The sequence below is a fragment of the Microseira wollei NIES-4236 genome, assembly GCF_020521235.1.
In the GTDB taxonomy this organism is placed as follows: Bacteria; Cyanobacteriota; Cyanobacteriia; order Cyanobacteriales; family Aerosakkonemataceae; genus Microseira; species Microseira wollei.
In genome coordinates this window covers 43,770-59,883 of sequence record NZ_BLAY01000019.1, presented here as the reverse complement: position 1 = coordinate 59,883, position 16,114 = coordinate 43,770, and the positions used below count along the sequence as shown (strand labels likewise).

Annotated in this window: 16 protein-coding genes; 6 read left to right on the top strand and 10 right to left on the bottom strand. The window is 46.1% G+C overall.

Annotated features, from left to right (window positions below; all coding sequences use genetic code 11):
* The first annotated feature begins 269 nt into the window (after positions 1-269).
* Positions 270-1,136 (top strand): LPS biosynthesis glycosyltransferase, encoded by an 867-nt coding sequence (locus MiSe_RS08490; RefSeq protein WP_226577414.1) that lies wholly within the window; start codon positions 270-272, stop codon positions 1,134-1,136.
* A 134-nt stretch (positions 1,137-1,270) separates the two neighbouring features.
* Here the strand turns inward: MiSe_RS08490 and MiSe_RS08485 are convergent, their stop codons facing one another.
* From MiSe_RS08485 to radA, 6 genes are all read right to left on the bottom strand, one after another.
* Positions 1,271-2,392 (bottom strand): glycosyltransferase, encoded by a 1,122-nt coding sequence (locus MiSe_RS08485; protein ID WP_226577412.1) that lies wholly within the window; start codon positions 2,390-2,392, stop codon positions 1,271-1,273.
* A gap of 2 nt (positions 2,393-2,394) precedes the next feature.
* On the bottom strand, positions 2,395-3,522 hold the full coding sequence (locus MiSe_RS08480) for a glycosyltransferase (RefSeq protein ID WP_226577409.1): 1,128 nt from the start codon (positions 3,520-3,522) through the stop codon (positions 2,395-2,397).
* 71 nt (positions 3,523-3,593) lie between these two features.
* A complete protein-coding gene (locus tag MiSe_RS08475; protein WP_226577406.1) occupies positions 3,594-4,748 on the bottom strand; it encodes a glycosyltransferase in 1,155 nt (384 codons plus the stop codon).
* Positions 4,749-4,826: 78 nt separating this feature from the next.
* Positions 4,827-5,690: an RNA-guided endonuclease TnpB family protein gene (locus MiSe_RS08470; protein WP_226577404.1), complete on the bottom strand. Its 864-nt coding sequence runs from the start codon at positions 5,688-5,690 to the stop codon at positions 4,827-4,829.
* Entirely contained in the window at positions 5,665-6,078 is a 414-nt protein-coding gene (locus MiSe_RS08465) for a hypothetical protein (RefSeq protein WP_226577401.1), read from the bottom strand. The genes MiSe_RS08470 and MiSe_RS08465 overlap by 26 nt, the downstream gene beginning before the upstream one ends.
* A 146-nt stretch (positions 6,079-6,224) precedes the next feature.
* Entirely contained in the window at positions 6,225-7,748 is a 1,524-nt protein-coding gene (gene radA, locus MiSe_RS08460) for a DNA repair protein RadA (protein WP_226577398.1), read from the bottom strand.
* 169 nt (positions 7,749-7,917) lie between these two features.
* Between radA and rpaB the strand changes: the two genes are divergently transcribed.
* From rpaB to MiSe_RS08440, 4 genes are all read left to right on the top strand, one after another.
* A complete protein-coding gene (gene rpaB, locus MiSe_RS08455) occupies positions 7,918-8,652 on the top strand; it encodes a response regulator transcription factor RpaB (protein WP_226577395.1) in 735 nt (244 codons plus the stop codon).
* A 160-nt stretch (positions 8,653-8,812) separates the two neighbouring features.
* Positions 8,813-9,475: a cofactor assembly of complex C subunit B gene (locus MiSe_RS08450; RefSeq protein ID WP_226577393.1), complete on the top strand. Its 663-nt coding sequence runs from the start codon at positions 8,813-8,815 to the stop codon at positions 9,473-9,475.
* 471 nt (positions 9,476-9,946) lie between these two features.
* Entirely contained in the window at positions 9,947-10,486 is a 540-nt protein-coding gene (locus MiSe_RS08445; RefSeq protein WP_226577390.1) for a DUF456 domain-containing protein, read from the top strand.
* Between the two features lie 13 nt (positions 10,487-10,499).
* The gene (locus MiSe_RS08440; RefSeq protein WP_226577387.1) at positions 10,500-11,084 is read left to right on the top strand and encodes a Uma2 family endonuclease; all 585 of its coding nucleotides are present in this window, start codon (positions 10,500-10,502) and stop codon (positions 11,082-11,084) included.
* 64 nt (positions 11,085-11,148) lie between these two features.
* Here the strand turns inward: MiSe_RS08440 and MiSe_RS08435 are convergent, their stop codons facing one another.
* The 4 genes from MiSe_RS08435 to rfbB form a co-directional block, all read right to left on the bottom strand.
* Positions 11,149-11,781, bottom strand: coding sequence for a hypothetical protein (locus MiSe_RS08435; RefSeq protein ID WP_226577384.1), 633 nt, complete (start codon positions 11,779-11,781; stop codon positions 11,149-11,151).
* Positions 11,782-11,784: 3 nt separating this feature from the next.
* Positions 11,785-12,285 carry a hypothetical protein gene (locus MiSe_RS08430; RefSeq protein WP_226577381.1) on the bottom strand — a complete coding sequence of 167 codons (501 nt, stop codon included), beginning with the start codon at positions 12,283-12,285 and terminating at the stop codon, positions 11,785-11,787.
* Entirely contained in the window at positions 12,255-13,100 is an 846-nt protein-coding gene (locus tag MiSe_RS08425; protein WP_226577377.1) for a DNA adenine methylase, read from the bottom strand. The genes MiSe_RS08430 and MiSe_RS08425 overlap by 31 nt, the downstream gene beginning before the upstream one ends.
* Positions 13,101-13,327: 227 nt before the next feature.
* Positions 13,328-14,413 carry a dTDP-glucose 4,6-dehydratase gene (gene rfbB, locus MiSe_RS08420; RefSeq protein ID WP_226577374.1) on the bottom strand — a complete coding sequence of 362 codons (1,086 nt, stop codon included), beginning with the start codon at positions 14,411-14,413 and terminating at the stop codon, positions 13,328-13,330.
* Positions 14,414-14,490: 77 nt separating this feature from the next.
* Between rfbB and MiSe_RS08415 the strand changes: the two genes are divergently transcribed.
* The gene (locus MiSe_RS08415; protein ID WP_226577371.1) at positions 14,491-16,098 is read left to right on the top strand and encodes a CapA family protein; all 1,608 of its coding nucleotides are present in this window, start codon (positions 14,491-14,493) and stop codon (positions 16,096-16,098) included.
* Positions 16,099-16,114: the final 16 nt, after the last annotated feature.

Below are 16,114 nucleotides of genomic sequence, written 5' to 3'. Positions count from 1 at the left end.
AATCCAATCTATCTCCTCTGGGAGAGGGGAAAAATGTATCATGTCTGGAAAGGAAAGGATAGTAACGCAAGTTGCTAGTTATAAACTTTGGCGTTGCTAATGGCTAATTGCTAATTGCTAATCTAGGATTTTTACCAATCTCGCCATTAGCCTCGTGACCCAGGCGGTCGCCTGGGAACGCCATTAGCCGCTCTTCGAGAGATAACTAGCAACTTGAGTTAATAGCTGTATAGATATTTGGCTCAGTTGATCTCGCTGATATACCTAACATGAATCCCATCGCTCTTGCCTCTAATCAAAATCTCAGTGCCAACCAGATGGTTGACTGGGTTAGCAAAGTTTTCATTATTGCATACAAAGAGCCAACCCAAGTGCTTGAGGAAGTCTTGACAAAAGAAGGCTTTCAAGTTGAAGTTCTCAGGCAGGAACAAAAACCAGAATATCAAAACTATTCCCGCAGTTATCTGTGCCTGATGAACCATAGGAGAGCTTGGGAACAAGCCGCGACCGAAAGCAAACCTACTCTGATTATTGAAGCAGATTTTGTCCCCGTCCAGGGCTTTGGCAAGCTGCCTTTACCCTTTAATCCCGATGGTCGCAATGTAGGAGTTTCTTGGCTATACACCTGCGCGCCGCAGGTTTACAGCGTCTCCGAAGCAGGTTACGCCGAAGGATTTTCAGTTTCAACCGTTGCCTATATTGTCACGTCGAAGGGCGCTCAGTACCTGATGGAATTAGCAGAAGAAATCCGAGAAAAAAAGGGACCGACTGCTTATTCATCTTGGGATTCTAATATAGATACTTTCCTGCGTGCCAGAAATCTAAAAAACTACATTCCCTTCCGCAACTATGGCGAACATGGAGGATTGCCCAATTTAGAACACTACAAAAATGGTTTGAGTAAAACCCATCGCGCCGATGTATTGTATGGGAAACTTGCTTTTTTACCTCTCTATGCTTCAGGTGAAAAAGGTGGAAATATGGCATTGCTATCGGCAAGGCTTCAGGCGCGTTTAAAAGGAATTGCCCGTCTGGTAACGGGACGATTTCTCCGGATACCAGTTGTTAAAAATTCCAGCGTACCTGGAAGACTGGTTAGTTTTGCCATTCGCAGACAGCTATCGGCGCGGCTGTAGAAAAAGAGGGAAGATACCGCGCTTAATAGTTATAAACTTGGGGGTTGCTAATTGCTAATTGCTAATTGCTAATTGCTAAGATAGGGTTTTTCCTGCCATTAGCCATTAGCCATTAGCCGCTATCCATGAGATAACTAGCAACTTGAGTTAGTAGGGGAAATTCCCAGAAGGTCGAGATATTGTTGGGTAACGGTTTCTAATCTGTACTGTTCCAGCCAAGCGGGAGGGACGGATTTGGCGTTACCAGATAGGATGCGCAAAATGGCATCTGCGATCGCATCCGGATCTCTTACTGGCACTAATTCCCCATACTTGCCATTATCCAAAATCTGATCGGGGCCGCTTTTGCAGTTAGTAGAAACTACCGGAGTTCCCACCGCCATTGCTTCGATTAATACCGTGGGTAACCCTTCTTCAATCGAAGATAAAACAAACACCGATGCTTTTGCCATATAGGCATAAGGGTTTTGGGTAAAACCAGGGAAAGCGACATCGTTTTCTATACCTAATTCCTTTACTAAAGCGTTAAGTTTTTGCTGCTCTTTACCTTGACCTAAAATTACCAGTTTTGCCGGTCGTACTTGTCTGACAATAGCAAAAGCTTTGATTAGGGTAGGAAAGTCTTTTTGTTCCTCCAATCTTCCCACGGCTAAAATAACTGGAGGCTCCCCAGGGGCGAACCAAGGGTGGTCTACAGGCTGTTTGGCCTTTTCGATAAATTCTGTTAGAATGACTGGGTTGTAGAGCGTTTTGATGCGCTTTAGTGGAATACCTGTGACTAGCGCTAGGTCTTTAGCAACTCCTTGGGAAACAGCTACGATGGCATCGGCAAAAGGATAGAAAAGCCTTGCAGTCAGTGCCGATTTCTGCTCGTTTTTCTCGCGTTTTGCTCGCAGGGAAAGCGTATTGTGTTCGGATACGACTACGCGGGTGGATGCAAATGCGAGGCGCTTCGCCAATATGGCTATTTCGTTGTTGTAGTGCAATCCTGTAAGTAGCGCTGTAGGTCGCTCTTTTTGCAGGTAACCCATCAGTTTGGGTAAACCGTTGCGCCAGGGTTTTGGTGCTTTGAGATCGATTATTCTTACTTGAGATGGTACTTGGGTTAATAATGGGCCTTCTTTTTTGTTCACTACTAAATCTATTTTCAGTCCCCGCTGCAAAAAGCCTTGCATTAGGTTTACCATAACTCGTTCGGCTCCGCCGCCTTGAAGGCGGTACAGGTAAACAGCGATGTCGGGTCTATTTTCAGGCATGGTTAGGGTTTTTGTGGGTGGTTTTTAGGGAAAGGAATGCCGAAAATATCGAGATATTGTTGGGTGACGGTTTCGAGGGTGTATTGTTCGAGCCAAGCGGGAGGGACGGTTTTGGCGTTACCGGATAAGATTTTTAAGATGGCCATAGCGATCGCATCCGGATCTCGTACTGGCACTAATTCCCCATACTTGCCATTATCCAAAATCTGATCGGGACCGCTTTCGCAGTTAGTAGAAACTACCGGAGTTCCCACCCCCATTGCTTCGATTAATACCGTGGGTAACCCTTCTTCAATCGAAGATAAAACAAACACCGATGCTTTTGCCATATAGGCATAAGGGTTTTGGGCAAAACCCAGGAAAGCCACATCGTTTTTTATGCCTAATTCATTTACTAGAGCGTTGAGCTTTTCCCGTTCCTTACCGCTGCCCAAAATTAATAATCTTGCCGGTTGCGTTTGTCGTACAATCGCAAAAGCTCGCAGCAGGGTGGGAAAATCTTTTTGTTCTACCAAGCGACCTACGCCTAATATTACCGGCGGTTCTCCGGGATTAAACCAAGGATGATCTATGGGTTCTTTGGCTTTTTCAAATAATTCCGGTCTAATAATTGGGTTGTGGATCGTTTGGATGCGCTGCTGGGGTAAACCCGTTGTAGTTGCTAGATCTTTGGCTACTCCCTGAGAAACTGCGACGACGCTATCTGCCCAAGGGTAAGATAATTTGGCTAACAGGGGTGCAAAGCGATCGCGTTTTCCAGTTGGGTGTTGCGCGTGCAAAGATAGATTATTCTGCTCGCAAACTACTACGCGGGTAGAAGTTCCAGACAGATATTTCGCCCATATTGCGACTTCGTTGGTAAAGTGCAAGGCAGAAAGCAAGGCGACAGGACGCTCATGCCGCAGGTAACGCGCCAGCTTGGGTATAACGCCTAGCATTTGTGGCGCTTGCAGATCTACAATTCTGACTTCTGGCGATACAAAGCTGAGGTAAGGTCCATCTTTTTTATTCAGGACGAAATCTACTTTTAAACCTTGTTTTGCCATGTGATTCGCCAGGTTTACCATCGCTCGTTCGGCTCCTCCACCGTAAAGCAGGCGGAGATAAAAGGCAACGCGGGTATCGGTCATACAATTTTGGATTTTAGATTTCAGATTTTAGATGGGAGACACACCCAATTTTGGATTTTAGATTTTAGATTTTAGATGGGAGACACACCCAGGATGTCTAGATATTGTTGGATGACGGTTTCCGATTTGTACTGATTCAGCCAAGCTGGATCGACAACTGGAAAATTGCCAGATAATACTTTCAGAATTGCTAGTGCGAGTGCTTCGCTATCTCCGACTGGCACTAGATCGCCGTACTTGCCTTTGTCTAAAATTTCTTCTGGACCGCTTTCGCAGTTGGTAGAAACTACGGGGGTCCCTACTGCCATTGCTTCTATGAGTACGGTTGGCAATCCTTCCCACGCGGAAGATAATGCGAAGACAGATGCTTTTTTCATGTAAGCATAGGGATTGTTGGAATAACCGAGCAGAGCAACATCATTTTCTAATCCCAACTCCCTCGCCAAAGTTTCTAGTTGCTGGCGCTGTCTACCGCTGCCTAAAATCATTAACCTAGCCGTTTGCTTTCGCTTGACAATCGCCAAAGCACGAATCAGGGTAGAAAAGTCTTTTTGCTCGACTAATCTTCCTACTCCCAAGATTACCGGCGGTTCGCCTGGATTAAACCAAGGGTGTTCCACTGGCTGTTTTAATTTTTCATCGAGTTCGGGGGTAATCACTGGGTTATGAATCACCCGAATTCGCTCTGGAGGTAGTTTGGTGATATTGTTTAAATCTTTCGCCACCCCTTGGGAAACTGCCACAATTGCATCGGCCCAAGGGTAAAATAGCCTCACCGTCAAGGGTGCTAACCGGGCGGAAACTTGCTCTACACGCTTTGCCTCTACGGAAATATTACTTTGTTCGCATACAACTACCCGCGTTGATACCCCAGAAAGGCGCTTAGCCAATATAGCGATTTCATTTGGATAATGCAGCGCCGAAAGTAAGGCTTGCGGCTGTTCGGAGCGCAGGTAACTCACCAATTTGGGCAAACTTGCCGTAGATTGAAGGCTGGTGGGGAATTTTAACGTTTTACTTTTGTCAAACTGTCGAGCTTTTAGATCTATGATGTTAACTTCAGGGGGAACCTGGGATAGGTAAGGCCCTTCTGCCCTGGTCATCAATAAATCTACTTTGAGTCCCTGGTTGGCAAAGCCCTGTACTAACTTTACCATCGCCCGTTCCGCTCCTCCCCCACCCAAGTCGCGAAGGAACATGGCGATGCGAGGCGGCTGTTTAGCCATGTTGATTAATCTCCGGTGCTAACCTAAATGAATCTACACAATCTTAGCGCATGGGAGAAGTAGCAATTTAAACATGGCTTACGCAACATTTCTAGATGTAGGGGTTGAGTTGACACTCCGCCGCATAAATGACGGCGGATTCTTGCGTCTACAGATCCCTCTCACAAGGAGAGGAATCCAACATCGGCGTTCGGGGCTGTGCCAAGCAGCCCATTCTCCAGACCGGATGAAACCATTACAGCAGCATCTCTCTGCAGGTCTAAAGAACATGAGAAACCATCCCCGAAGGGCTAAGTTCAAGGCAGCGTTCAAGTCAGCGTTGTGGTATTGTCCATTAGGACAGTTAAAGTCGTGCTTTTTTCGCTCTCCAAGAGTTCCACAAGTTGAGCAAGATTTGCTAGTATATGGAGCCGGACGCTTGATTAATTTTAACCCTAATAGAGCTAACTTATAATCTAGGAGTTGCTCTAAAGAATAGTAAGCCCAAGAATGCCTTGACTCACCACTATCAGCACGATTTTTTCGGATCTGCTTCATGGTATTTCGACAGCCTTCTAGATCTTCAACGACCACATCAGCATTGAGATATTCCGCAAATCTAACTATCCTTCTGCTGATAGTGTGATTCACAGCATCCATCCATCGCCGCTCTTTCTTGTTCCACTTCTTTAATGCCCGAAACTTTTTAGCCGACTGCAAAGAATGGCGACGTTTTTGATTAGGACGACGACGATGCTTGACTTCTTTACCTTTGAAAAACTTGCCGAAACCAATCGCTGGCGCTACCACTGCTAGATTATTTTGTCCACGGTCGCATCCAATATAGTTCGTTGTCTTTACCTCTGGAACTTCCAGGGTTACAGAAATATAGGCATACCACTTATTTCGATGTTTGATTAATTTTGCGGAACCTTTATCAATCGAAGTGTCGCCAACTAACAACCTGTCTAAAATTGGTTGCCAGTGCTTTGATGCTACTTCTACTGGAACTCGCGCAAGTTGCTTTGATACTGGGAAAACTTAAGCTAAAAGTTTCACCAACTTTATGGATTGACCAGTTCTGCTTATTGATCTCTGGTGGCAAAGATTTGTATTGTTTAACTTTCTTCCCAACCCCAGATGTAGTATGCCGAATTGTTTGATTTGCAATCGCAGACATGAGTGAAGTTTCTACCTTGGCTGTGGTCAACTTTCTTCTCTCTGGGAGCGGAATAGTTAACAGCCAATTAGCTAAACGAGTGTTCTCCGAACTCATCTCGCCAAACATTTTTGCCTTGACTTGATTGAGGTGAGAAAACTTTAGTTTTAGCGTGATAGTTACACAACTCATGCTATTATTTTAGCACGCCTTACCCGCATGGGTAATAAAACTGCGAATAAATTCGCCGCACCGCATTTCATCCACCGGATAAATCACGGTGGATGAAATGCTCCCGTGCTACTTTAGGTAACGAAACCCAACCTTACAGATCAAGATTAAAATTCCTCTGAGTCTGCGTCTGCCTCATCAGATTCTAAGTCGTTGCTGCCGAAGCGGGGTTGGGCGGGAATCGCGGCAACGATCGCATCCAATACTTTAGATACAGGTATAATTTCTAACCCTAAATCTTCTGGGAATTTTTGTCCTTTGGGAACGATCGCGCGTTTAAAACCGAGTTTAGCTGCTTCTTTGAGGCGCAATTCCATTTGAGAGACAGCACGCACTTGTCCGCCTAAACCGACTTCGCCGATTAAAACGGTACGGGAATCGACAATGCGATCGCGAAACGATGCCACGACTGCGATCGCTATTCCCAAATCTACCGCCGGTTCTTCTACATTCAAACCCCCCGCCGAAGCTACATATGCATCTAATTTAGATAAGGGTATGCCAACTCGTTTTTCTAATACGGCTAAAATTTGCAAAAGTCTGTTATAATCCACACCCGTGGTTGAACGGCGGGGGGAGGCGTAACTTGTGGGACTGACTAACGCTTGCAATTCGACGACGAGGGGGCGCGTACCTTCGCAAGCGACGACAATGGCAGTACCGGGGGCAGCTTCATCGCGGTTGCCTAAAAATAATTCTGAAGGATTGGCGACTTCCCGCAAGCCGCGATCGATCATTTCAAAGATACCGATTTCGTGGGTAGCGCCGAAGCGATTTTTGACACTACGTAGCAGGCGGTGAGAGGCAAAGCGATCGCCTTCAAAATAGAGTACGGTATCGACCAGGTGTTCCAGGACTCTGGGGCCTGCGATCGCGCCTTCTTTGGTAACGTGTCCTACAATCAGCAGCGTAATATCTTCCCGTTTGGCGATCTGCATCAGCGCCGAAGTACATTCTCGCACCTGCGCCACCGAACCCGGAGCCGATGCCATAGTCGGTAAATAAATCGTTTGGATACTGTCAATTACGGCTAAATTTGGTTTGAGCGACTCCAACTCGCGTAAAATTTGTTCTAAGTCGGTTTCGGGTAACACGTAGAGATTGGGCTCAACAATCTCGGTGGCGGTGGGTTTTTCCTCCGACTCGGCATCGGGGGTTAAAGCAATACCCACACCTAAACGAGACGCCCTCAATTTAACTTGCTGTCCTGACTCTTCTGCCGATACGTAGAGGATGCGGTATTCCATCGCCAGTCGATTGGCAACCTGAAGCAGCAGCGTTGATTTGCCAATACCCGGATCTCCGCCAATCAGTACTAGAGAACCGGGGACGACTCCGCCACCGAGTACCCGATTCAGTTCCGCGTAACCGGATGACCAACGTTCTTGCTGTTTTTCAGTAATTTGGGAAAATTTGAGCGACATCCTGGGTTTAGGTGGGGTATTGGCTGCTGATTTAGCGTTTTGCTGGGTGGTACCTTGCCAATTAGTGCGACGGTCATGGTTGGTTACCTGGGTGACAATTTGTTCTTCTAGCGAGTTGTAAGTCCCGCAGGCGGGACACTTGCCAAACCATTGACTAGACTCGGCCCCGCATTCTGTACACACATAAGAGGTTCGAGACTTTGGCATTTCTTTATTTTAATTAAAGAATCTACACGTCGCTTAAAGCTTAAGAAAGCTTGAAAGGCAGCACCTGCGGGAATTTCAGGCTTCTTAAACTGACATGATAGAGTACGATCTTAATACACGCTGCTAAAAATTAACGATTTGCAATTTGACTTAAGGAGTGTTGACCAAATTGGAAAGCCATAAAGAAAAAATTTTGGTAGTTGATGACGAAGCTAGCATTCGCCGGATTCTGGAAACTCGCCTATCGATGATTGGTTACGATGTGGTAACCGCCGCCGATGGGGAAGAAGCTTTAGAAACATTTCGCAACGCCGATCCCGATTTAGTCGTTCTGGACGTGATGATGCCCAAGCTAGATGGCTACGGCGTCTGTCAGGAATTACGCAAAGAATCCGATGTGCCGATTATCATGCTAACAGCACTGGGAGATGTCGCAGACCGGATTACGGGACTGGAACTAGGGGCGGATGATTACGTTGTTAAACCGTTTTCGCCCAAGGAACTCGAAGCTCGCATCCGCTCAGTTTTGCGGCGGGTAGACAAGACGGGTGGTGGAGGCATTCCCAGTTCTGGAGTGATCCACGTCGGCAATATAAAAATAGATACAAACAAGCGGCAAGTTTACAAAGGCGACGAGCGCATCCGTTTGACTGGTATGGAATTTAGCTTGCTGGAATTGTTAGTCAGTCGTTCGGGGGAAGCGTTTTCCCGTTCGGAAATTTTGCAAGAAGTTTGGGGATACACGCCAGAGCGTCACGTCGATACCCGCGTGGTGGATGTGCACATCTCGCGCTTGCGGGCAAAGTTGGAAGACGATCCCAGCAATCCAGAGCTTATTCTCACCGCCAGAGGAACCGGCTATTTGTTCCAACGGATTATTGAGCCAGGGGAGAACGAGAAATAGGCATCTTGTGCAGGTGAGCGGGTGAGCAGAGGAGCAGAGGAGCAGAGGAGCAGAGGTGCAGAGGTGCAAAAGGTGCAGGTGAGAATTACCCGTGACCTATGCTTATGCCCAATGCTCAATGCCTAATGACCAATGAGCAATGACCAATGACCCATGACCCATGACCAATGACCCAAATCGAGTGTTGCGGCGGTTACCAATAGTTGTTGGTGTGTTGGCAGGTTCCCTGCTGATGCTGAACCGCTTTTTGACGCCGCAAATAACCGACTCTCAGGCGCGTTCGGATGCGCTGGGAGTCATTTTGTCGGCGCTGTTGATTTTAACCGGGTTGCTGTGGCAACAGGTGCAGGCGCGATCGCCTGACGCGGTTCAACTCATCGGCGAAGAGGGGTTTGAACTCGCGTCTGATTTACCAGAAACGGTAAAAGCAGAATTAGCATGGGCGTCTCGTCTGTTACTCACGAATACCGTAACGCGCAGCATCGTCGTTTGGTATCAAGGCAAAGTCTTGTTGCGACGCGGCATTTTAGGCGCAAATTCCGAAGTAAAGCCAGGAGCAATTCTTCAGCGAGTTCTGGAAAAGCAAAAGCCAGTCTATTTAGTGGCTCTGAACCTGTATCCGGGCAAAATTGAATTTGATTATTTACCGGAAAATACCCAGGGTGTCATCTGCCAACCAATAGGCAGTAAAGGCGTGTTGATTTTAGGCGCGAATGCTCCCCGCAGCTATACCCAGCAAGATGAAAACTGGGTAGCGGGAATTGCTGACAAATTAGATGTGACGCTTCAAGCAGGGGAAACGGGAACGGGTGTAGAAAATTAACCGTCTCTACCACAAGATAGAGAAAGCCGGTTTCTTCGTATATACATATTTATCAAATACCGGATTTTTTGTCCAAACCCACGACGAACCAAGAAACCCGGTTTCTTGGCGTAAGTCCTGAAGTTGTTCGTCTCTCCCTAGACATTCATCCGTTTAGGTGAACCATGCCAAAACTTTTTTTTGTATTAAGTAGGTGCAGGTAAATAAAGTGAAAATATTTATGTAAGCGCCAAGCGGGCATTCTGCCCACCCCACAAGAATTTCAGCTCTCTTGTGGGGTGGGCGCGCCAAGCGGGCATTCTGCCCACCCCACAAGAATTTCAGCTCTCTTGTGGGGTGGGCGCGCCAAGCGGGCATTCTGCCCACCCCACAAGAATTTCAGCTCTCTTGTGGGGTGGGCGTCCCGCCCGCTTTGTGTTCAGTTTATTTATACTCACCTACTTACTTTGATTAAACAAGGCATGAAAATTTATGGTGATTCTCTACTGGCTGCTGGTTGTTTTGATGTTGGTGGGTGTCGTCGGTGCGGTTGTTCCCGGCATTCCTGGTTCCAGCTTGATTTTAATTTCTGTCGTGGTTTGGGGTGCGATTCACGGTTTTAGTCCGGTGCAAATATCCCTAATTGCAGCGAGCGCAGTCTTTATCCTCAGTATCGGAATTGACTTGCTCGCTACCTACTGGGGGGTAAAGCAAGCCGGTGCGAGCAATTGGGGTTTAACGGGTTCAATGGTAGGTTTAGTTGTGGGAACGTTAGGTTTGCTACCAGCGCTACCCTTTGGTGGGCCAATTTTGGGTGTCCTGATGGGGCCTTTACTGGGAGCATTTATCGGAGAATTTCTGTATAGGCGGGAGTTAGAATTAGCAGCTAGAACCGAGCAAGCGTTTAAAGCCGGTGTAGGAATTGTCGTCGGTACAATTGTGGGGCAGGTGATTCAGGGGATACTTGCGATCGCACCCGTTGCGATCTTCCTGTGGCAAACTTTGCCCTTGGTGTGGACGGGACAGATTTAATTGGGATTGGTAGATGATGGAAAATCTTCCTTTGGTATTGCAGTTGCATCCAGCAATTCAACTAACAGATGACCAATTTTTTGACTTTTGTCAACTAAACCGCGATCTACGCATAGAACGCAATGCCAAAGGAGAATTATCTATTATGTTGCCAACTGGAGGTAGAACTGGGGGAAGCAATTTTAAGTTAATTCAACAGTTAGCAAATTGGGTCGATATTGATGGAACTGGCATTGGTTTTGACTCTTCTACTGGTTTCAAACTTCCCAATGGTGCAGAGCGTTCCCCGGATGCTTCCTGGGTAAAATTAGAAAGATGGAATGCTTTAACAGAAGAACAGCAGGAAAGATTTGCTCCTATTTGTCCTGACTTTGTGGTGGAATTGCGTTCTCGCACCGATAGTTTGCAAGTTTTGCAAGACAAAATGCAAGAATATATCGACAACGGTGCTGTTCTCGGTTGGTTAATTGATTGTAAGCGGCGACGAGTTTATATTTATCGTCCCCAGTGCGAAGTTGAACGTTTAGATAATCCAGAAACGATTAGCGGCGAGCCAGTTTTGCCGGGATTTGTCTTGGATTTACGAAAAATTTGGTAGGCAATGGCATACAGCAACTTCACTCTTAGCAAAGTTAATAGCTAAAACACTAAGTTTTCCTTAATTATTCTACACTCTCAGCAGCTTGACGCAGAGCTAAGAAAGCTTCTTTTAACGGTTGACTGACTGCACTTTCTGGTTCTGCGAGTACAAGGGTTTGATATGCTTCTAGAAACTGCATCCGCAACCGATGGAATAAGTGCAGAAAATGTCGCAAAAAACTAAGGCAATCTAAAATTACAACTTCAACCCCACCCGTTATTTCATAAATACTGGCAGCATATTCCTTAACGGGTTCATCGATGATGTCTGTAGTAATAAAGATGTAGTTGTCTATTTTATAATCCGTCTGTTGTGTTCTTTCATTGATTTTTTGGATAGCAGGATCAACATCATCTTGAGTCACTTTCCTTGTTTTCATCTCATAGCTAGCGATCGCATTATCTTCACCTATCAGCGTAATCTCTAAATCTCCTAACGATCCTGTTTGTTTATCGGCTGCATTGTGAGACTGAAGAGGCAATATTTGTTCTCCTAGACGTTCAGATGCAGACTGATAAGCCGCTGCAACAACAAGAACGGGTAGACGACTGGAACCACGGCACTTCATGTGTTGTTCAATTAAACTGACAATCGCTTCTGCTGATAGCGGTATTGCATCTTCTCTGGACTGCAATCCAGCTAGTAAAGTTTGCATCCGCTAGCGTTTTTCGTTTCTTACAATCAGAAGAAACCTGACAGTTTCAGCCAGTAAGTCCGCTGCTGAAACTCTATTGTTATGAACATCTGTTAGTAGCTGCAACACTTGTTGATAGAGTTGCGGCGGTTTTCCTACCAAATTAACATCTGGAGTTAGGATAATATTCCGGTTGCGAAGTGCAGGGGTAAGAAAGGCAGTAGTTGGATTGCATGGTAATTCGTGTTTGTTGATGAAAGCATTTATGTAAGCTTCATCATAAGTGCGTCCAGAATAGCAGTCTGTATCGCCAATTTGGGTATACGGTTTGCGAATGTCTACACTCGGTTTATGTACTTTTGCTAGCAAACAAGCTAACAGCAACCTTACAGCCGCACGGTTTTGGATATTTCGGCAAACATATTCTAGCCTACTAACAATTTCAGGCTCGTTTACAATTGGTTCTGCGAGTTGAGTAGATGCTGTTTCAAAGGCTATAGCAAGGACATCTGATGGGGAGGACATTGTTTCTCTTTTTCTAGATCGTAATTAACCCAAAGAACTTCTTGACGTGGGGCTTTTACAGAATGACAATTTTTAACTGAGGCTTCAATACAAATCCAATCGCTGTATAGTTTATTCATCAAGTCGCCGTGGTAGCTAGATAAAGCAACTTTGCCTTTAACGCTATGCAGAACTTTAGCCAATTCTCGATGTTCGTTATCGGTCATTTCATAAGCATAAGCTTTGCTGTCACCGCGAGAATCGTGAGGATAAGGCGGATCTAAATAAAATAGAGTTTCCTCGCTATCATAGCGTTTTATCACCTCAATTGCTGGAGCATGTTCTATCTGAACTCTTAACAATCTTTGGGCAATTTCCGCCAAACCTTCTACACTTCCCAACCATCTAGAAACTGCACCCGCCATCCCGGCACGACTGGTGAGTAAACAATGCGCCCATCTCCCAGTACTTGCTGTTTGGGCTAATCCAGTTCTGACTTGTCTCGCCCTAATAAAAAAACGTCTTGCTCTCTCCAAATCTGATAATTCTTGATTGTTTGGAGAGATAGCAAGCTCAAATTTTTCGCGAGAAAATGGTGTCAGTCCAATCGCTTCAATTAAAGCATTTTTCTGATGCCGCAAAACGCGAAAAAAGTTGACAACTTCTCCATCAATATCGTTATATGTCTCAACTGGTGATGGTTCTCGGTTGAGCAAAACTGCTGCCGAACCGCCAAAGGGTTCGCAGTAATGTTTAGTTTGCGGTAAAAGAGGCAATAGCCAATCTAGATGGCTAAATTTTCCCCCATACCAACCAAAGGCTATCAGCTTACTCATCGCTTAAGTTCTACCTGCACGATCTATAACTCTGTTAAATTACCCTACTCAACTACCCACTCACCCTCCAAGGAATTAATTCCCTAGCTAATAGCCAAAATCCTCTTTGGGAGGACTGAATAAAAATATTAGTCCACTTGAGTGGACTTAAGCTATTAGCCAGGGATTTGAATCCCTGGCGGGTGATGGAACTCGCGCCAGATCTAAAAATTGGCAAAATCTATACTTTACGCATAAACCTTCCGATAATATGCCTGATACTCTTCTGATAGCAACGGTTCCCACCAATTCCGGTTACTCAAATACCATTGAACGGTTTGTCGCAAACCCTGTTCGACGGTAACAGAAGGACTCCAACCTAATTCTGTTTGCAATTTGGTGCTATTAATTGCATAGCGGCGATCGTGTCCTGGTCTATCTTTGACAAAGGTAATCAATTTACTGCAAGGACGCACTGGCAAATCGGGTGCTAATTCATCCAAAAGCTTGCACAAAGTTTGCACTAAGTCAATATTTTTGACTTCGTTATTGCCGCCGATGTTATAAGTTTCTCCCGGTTTACCGCGATGCAAAACTACATCCAAAGCGGTGCAATGATCGATGACAAACAGCCAATCGCGCACGTTTTGTCCGTCGCCGTAAACGGGTAATTGCTTGCCAATTAAGGCGTTGATGCACATCAGGGGAATCAGTTTTTCGGGAAACTGATAAGGTCCGTAATTGTTCGAGCAATTTGTCAGCAGTGTGGGTAAGCCGTAGGTGTGGTGGTAGGCTCTAACTAAGTGGTCGCTACCAGCTTTAGACGCCGAATAAGGGCTGTTGGGAGAATAAGGGGTGGTTTCGCTAAAAGCGGGGTCGGTAGGGCCCAGACTGCCGTATACTTCGTCTGTAGAGACGTGGTGGAAGCGGTAGGTATCGGGTTTTCCTTTGGCACCCCAGCGTTGGCGGAACGCTTCTAGGAGGGTGAAAGTACCGACGACGTTGGTTTGAACGAAGGCTCCTGGGCCTAAAATAGAACGGTCTACGTGGGATTCGGCGGCGAAGTGGGCGATCGCATCCACATCTTCTTCTTCTAGCAGACTATCGATCAAGGCGCGATCGCATATATCCCCCTGGACAAACCGGAAATTCTCTTTCCCTTCCAAAGATTCCAGATTGCGCCGATTTCCAGCATAGGTAAGCGCGTCGAGGACTACTACGCGGTCATCTGGGTAGCGCGCGCACCAGTAAAGTACGTAATTAGAACCGATAAAACCCGCACCCCCAGTCACTAACAACCGACGAGGTATCCTTGTTGACGTTGAATCAGGCATTTGTATAACCTTCCTTACCACTCTTGAATGATTGCCAAAATTTTGCTGCTGATCTCAGCTATTTTCAGCCGTATTATATGGGGAGTTTGTTTGTTGGTGTGAGGACACGGATTGTGGTACAGCAAGTCTTGACTCAGGAAACCGTGCTAGAAAAAGCAAAACGGGGAGATGCCAGTGCGATCGCCGCCTTAATTAACGAGGTATTGTGGAACAGCGGCATGAAAGCGATCGCCAAGAGCAAGGGTAGCTGCCTGCATATTGTACTGGAAGGGGAACGAGTACCGGAGCGCTCCACCTGCGTCCGCTTCGTCGCCGATGGGATGAAGCGTTTGAAACCGGGTGGATTTGACTCTGTCCGAGTTTACGGTAAACGCATTGACAAAAGAAAGCCTGCTTGGACTGAGGCGTTTGAGTTAAAAAGACGTCCTCGCACTGCACCCACTCCCACTCGACCTCCCCTTCCTGCAACCGTTCCGCAGCCCAAGAGTCGCCCTAAAAAGCTTAAAACAAAACCGAAAAAAAGAATACCCTTACTCGTAATGGGCGGTACGATCTGGGTGGCAGTGGCAACTTTAGGCGCTGCGATTAGCTCTCGAATCAATGTCGCAACGAATACTCAGGATAATTCCGTACCAGCAACCAATCAATCCACACCCAAACCTTCACCGACAAATAAACCGGCTCAAAATTTAGCACCAGCTTCCCCAGTGGCGGCGACATCTATCACTATTAAAGCCGTTGGCGATATCGTTCCCGGAACTAATTATCCCAACAATCGCCTACCCGGAAATAAAAGACAACTGTTTCAAAATATCAAATCCTCGCTGCAAGGCGCTGATATCTTATTTGGCAATTTTGAAAGTACGATGACCAACTATCCCCGACCTGCCAAAGATACCAGTCGGGCGATGGTATTTGCATTTCGCAATCCTCCTAGTTATGCCACCCTGTTTAAAGAAGTTGGATTTGATGTTCTAAGCGTTGCTAACAATCATTCTTTTGATTTTTCGCCTACTGGTTTTGAAGACACGATGCGAAATATAGAAAAAGCAGGCGTCAAAGCAGTTGGCAAGAAAAATCAAATTCTTTACACGAATGTCAAAGGTGTGCGGGTAGCTTTTATCGGGTTTAGCTATCTCAATTTCCACAATTCTATCAATAACTTGCCCGCCGGGAAAGCCCTGGTTGCACAAGCTAAGAAAAATGCCGAAATTGTTGTAATATCGGTTCACGCGGGGGCTGAGGGATCTGATGCGACGCGGGTGAGAAACCTGGCGGAAATGTTCTATGGGGAGAACCGAGGAAATAAAGTTCTGTTTGCCCGCACGATGATTGACAGCGGTGCAGATTTGGTGTTAGGACACGGCCCCCACGTTCCGAGAGCGATGGAATTATATAAAGGAAAATTGATTGCCTATTCTTTGGGCAATTTCATCGGATACAGAACCTTATCTACTGTGGGAAATCTGGGAGAATCTCTGGTTTTAGAAGTCAAACTCGATGCCCAAGGTAATTTTGAATCTGGCAGAATTATCCCAGTGCAACTCGATCGTCGAGGCATTCCTTATCCAGATCGCGGCTATGGTAGCGTGCAGCTAATTCGCAATCTGACTAAATTGGATTTTCCCAATACTCCCCTCAAAATTGAAACCAATGGGAAAATAACTAAAATTGGTAATAGGTAATGGGTAATGGGGAAGA

Excerpts from the sequence above, each read along its gene's own strand:
- MiSe_RS08490 (WP_226577414.1), top strand. The coding sequence starts at position 270 with ATGAATCCCATCGCTCTTGCCTCTAATCAAAATCTCAGTGCCAACCAG.
- MiSe_RS08485 (WP_226577412.1), bottom strand. The coding sequence starts at position 2,392 with ATGCCTGAAAATAGACCCGACATCGCTGTTTACCTGTACCGCCTTCAA.
- MiSe_RS08480 (WP_226577409.1), bottom strand. The coding sequence starts at position 3,522 with ATGACCGATACCCGCGTTGCCTTTTATCTCCGCCTGCTTTACGGTGGA.
- MiSe_RS08475 (WP_226577406.1), bottom strand. The coding sequence starts at position 4,748 with ATGGCTAAACAGCCGCCTCGCATCGCCATGTTCCTTCGCGACTTGGGT.
- MiSe_RS08465 (WP_226577401.1), bottom strand. The coding sequence starts at position 6,078 with ATGAGTTGTGTAACTATCACGCTAAAACTAAAGTTTTCTCACCTCAAT.
- radA (WP_226577398.1), bottom strand. The coding sequence starts at position 7,748 with ATGCCAAAGTCTCGAACCTCTTATGTGTGTACAGAATGCGGGGCCGAG.
- MiSe_RS08450 (WP_226577393.1), top strand. The coding sequence starts at position 8,813 with ATGACCAATGACCCAAATCGAGTGTTGCGGCGGTTACCAATAGTTGTT.
- MiSe_RS08445 (WP_226577390.1), top strand. The coding sequence starts at position 9,947 with ATGGTGATTCTCTACTGGCTGCTGGTTGTTTTGATGTTGGTGGGTGTC.
- MiSe_RS08440 (WP_226577387.1), top strand. The coding sequence starts at position 10,500 with ATGATGGAAAATCTTCCTTTGGTATTGCAGTTGCATCCAGCAATTCAA.
- MiSe_RS08435 (WP_226577384.1), bottom strand. The coding sequence starts at position 11,781 with ATGCAAACTTTACTAGCTGGATTGCAGTCCAGAGAAGATGCAATACCG.
- MiSe_RS08430 (WP_226577381.1), bottom strand. The coding sequence starts at position 12,285 with ATGTCCTCCCCATCAGATGTCCTTGCTATAGCCTTTGAAACAGCATCT.
- MiSe_RS08425 (WP_226577377.1), bottom strand. The coding sequence starts at position 13,100 with ATGAGTAAGCTGATAGCCTTTGGTTGGTATGGGGGAAAATTTAGCCAT.
- rfbB (WP_226577374.1), bottom strand. The coding sequence starts at position 14,413 with ATGCCTGATTCAACGTCAACAAGGATACCTCGTCGGTTGTTAGTGACT.
- MiSe_RS08415 (WP_226577371.1), top strand. The coding sequence starts at position 14,491 with ATGGGGAGTTTGTTTGTTGGTGTGAGGACACGGATTGTGGTACAGCAA.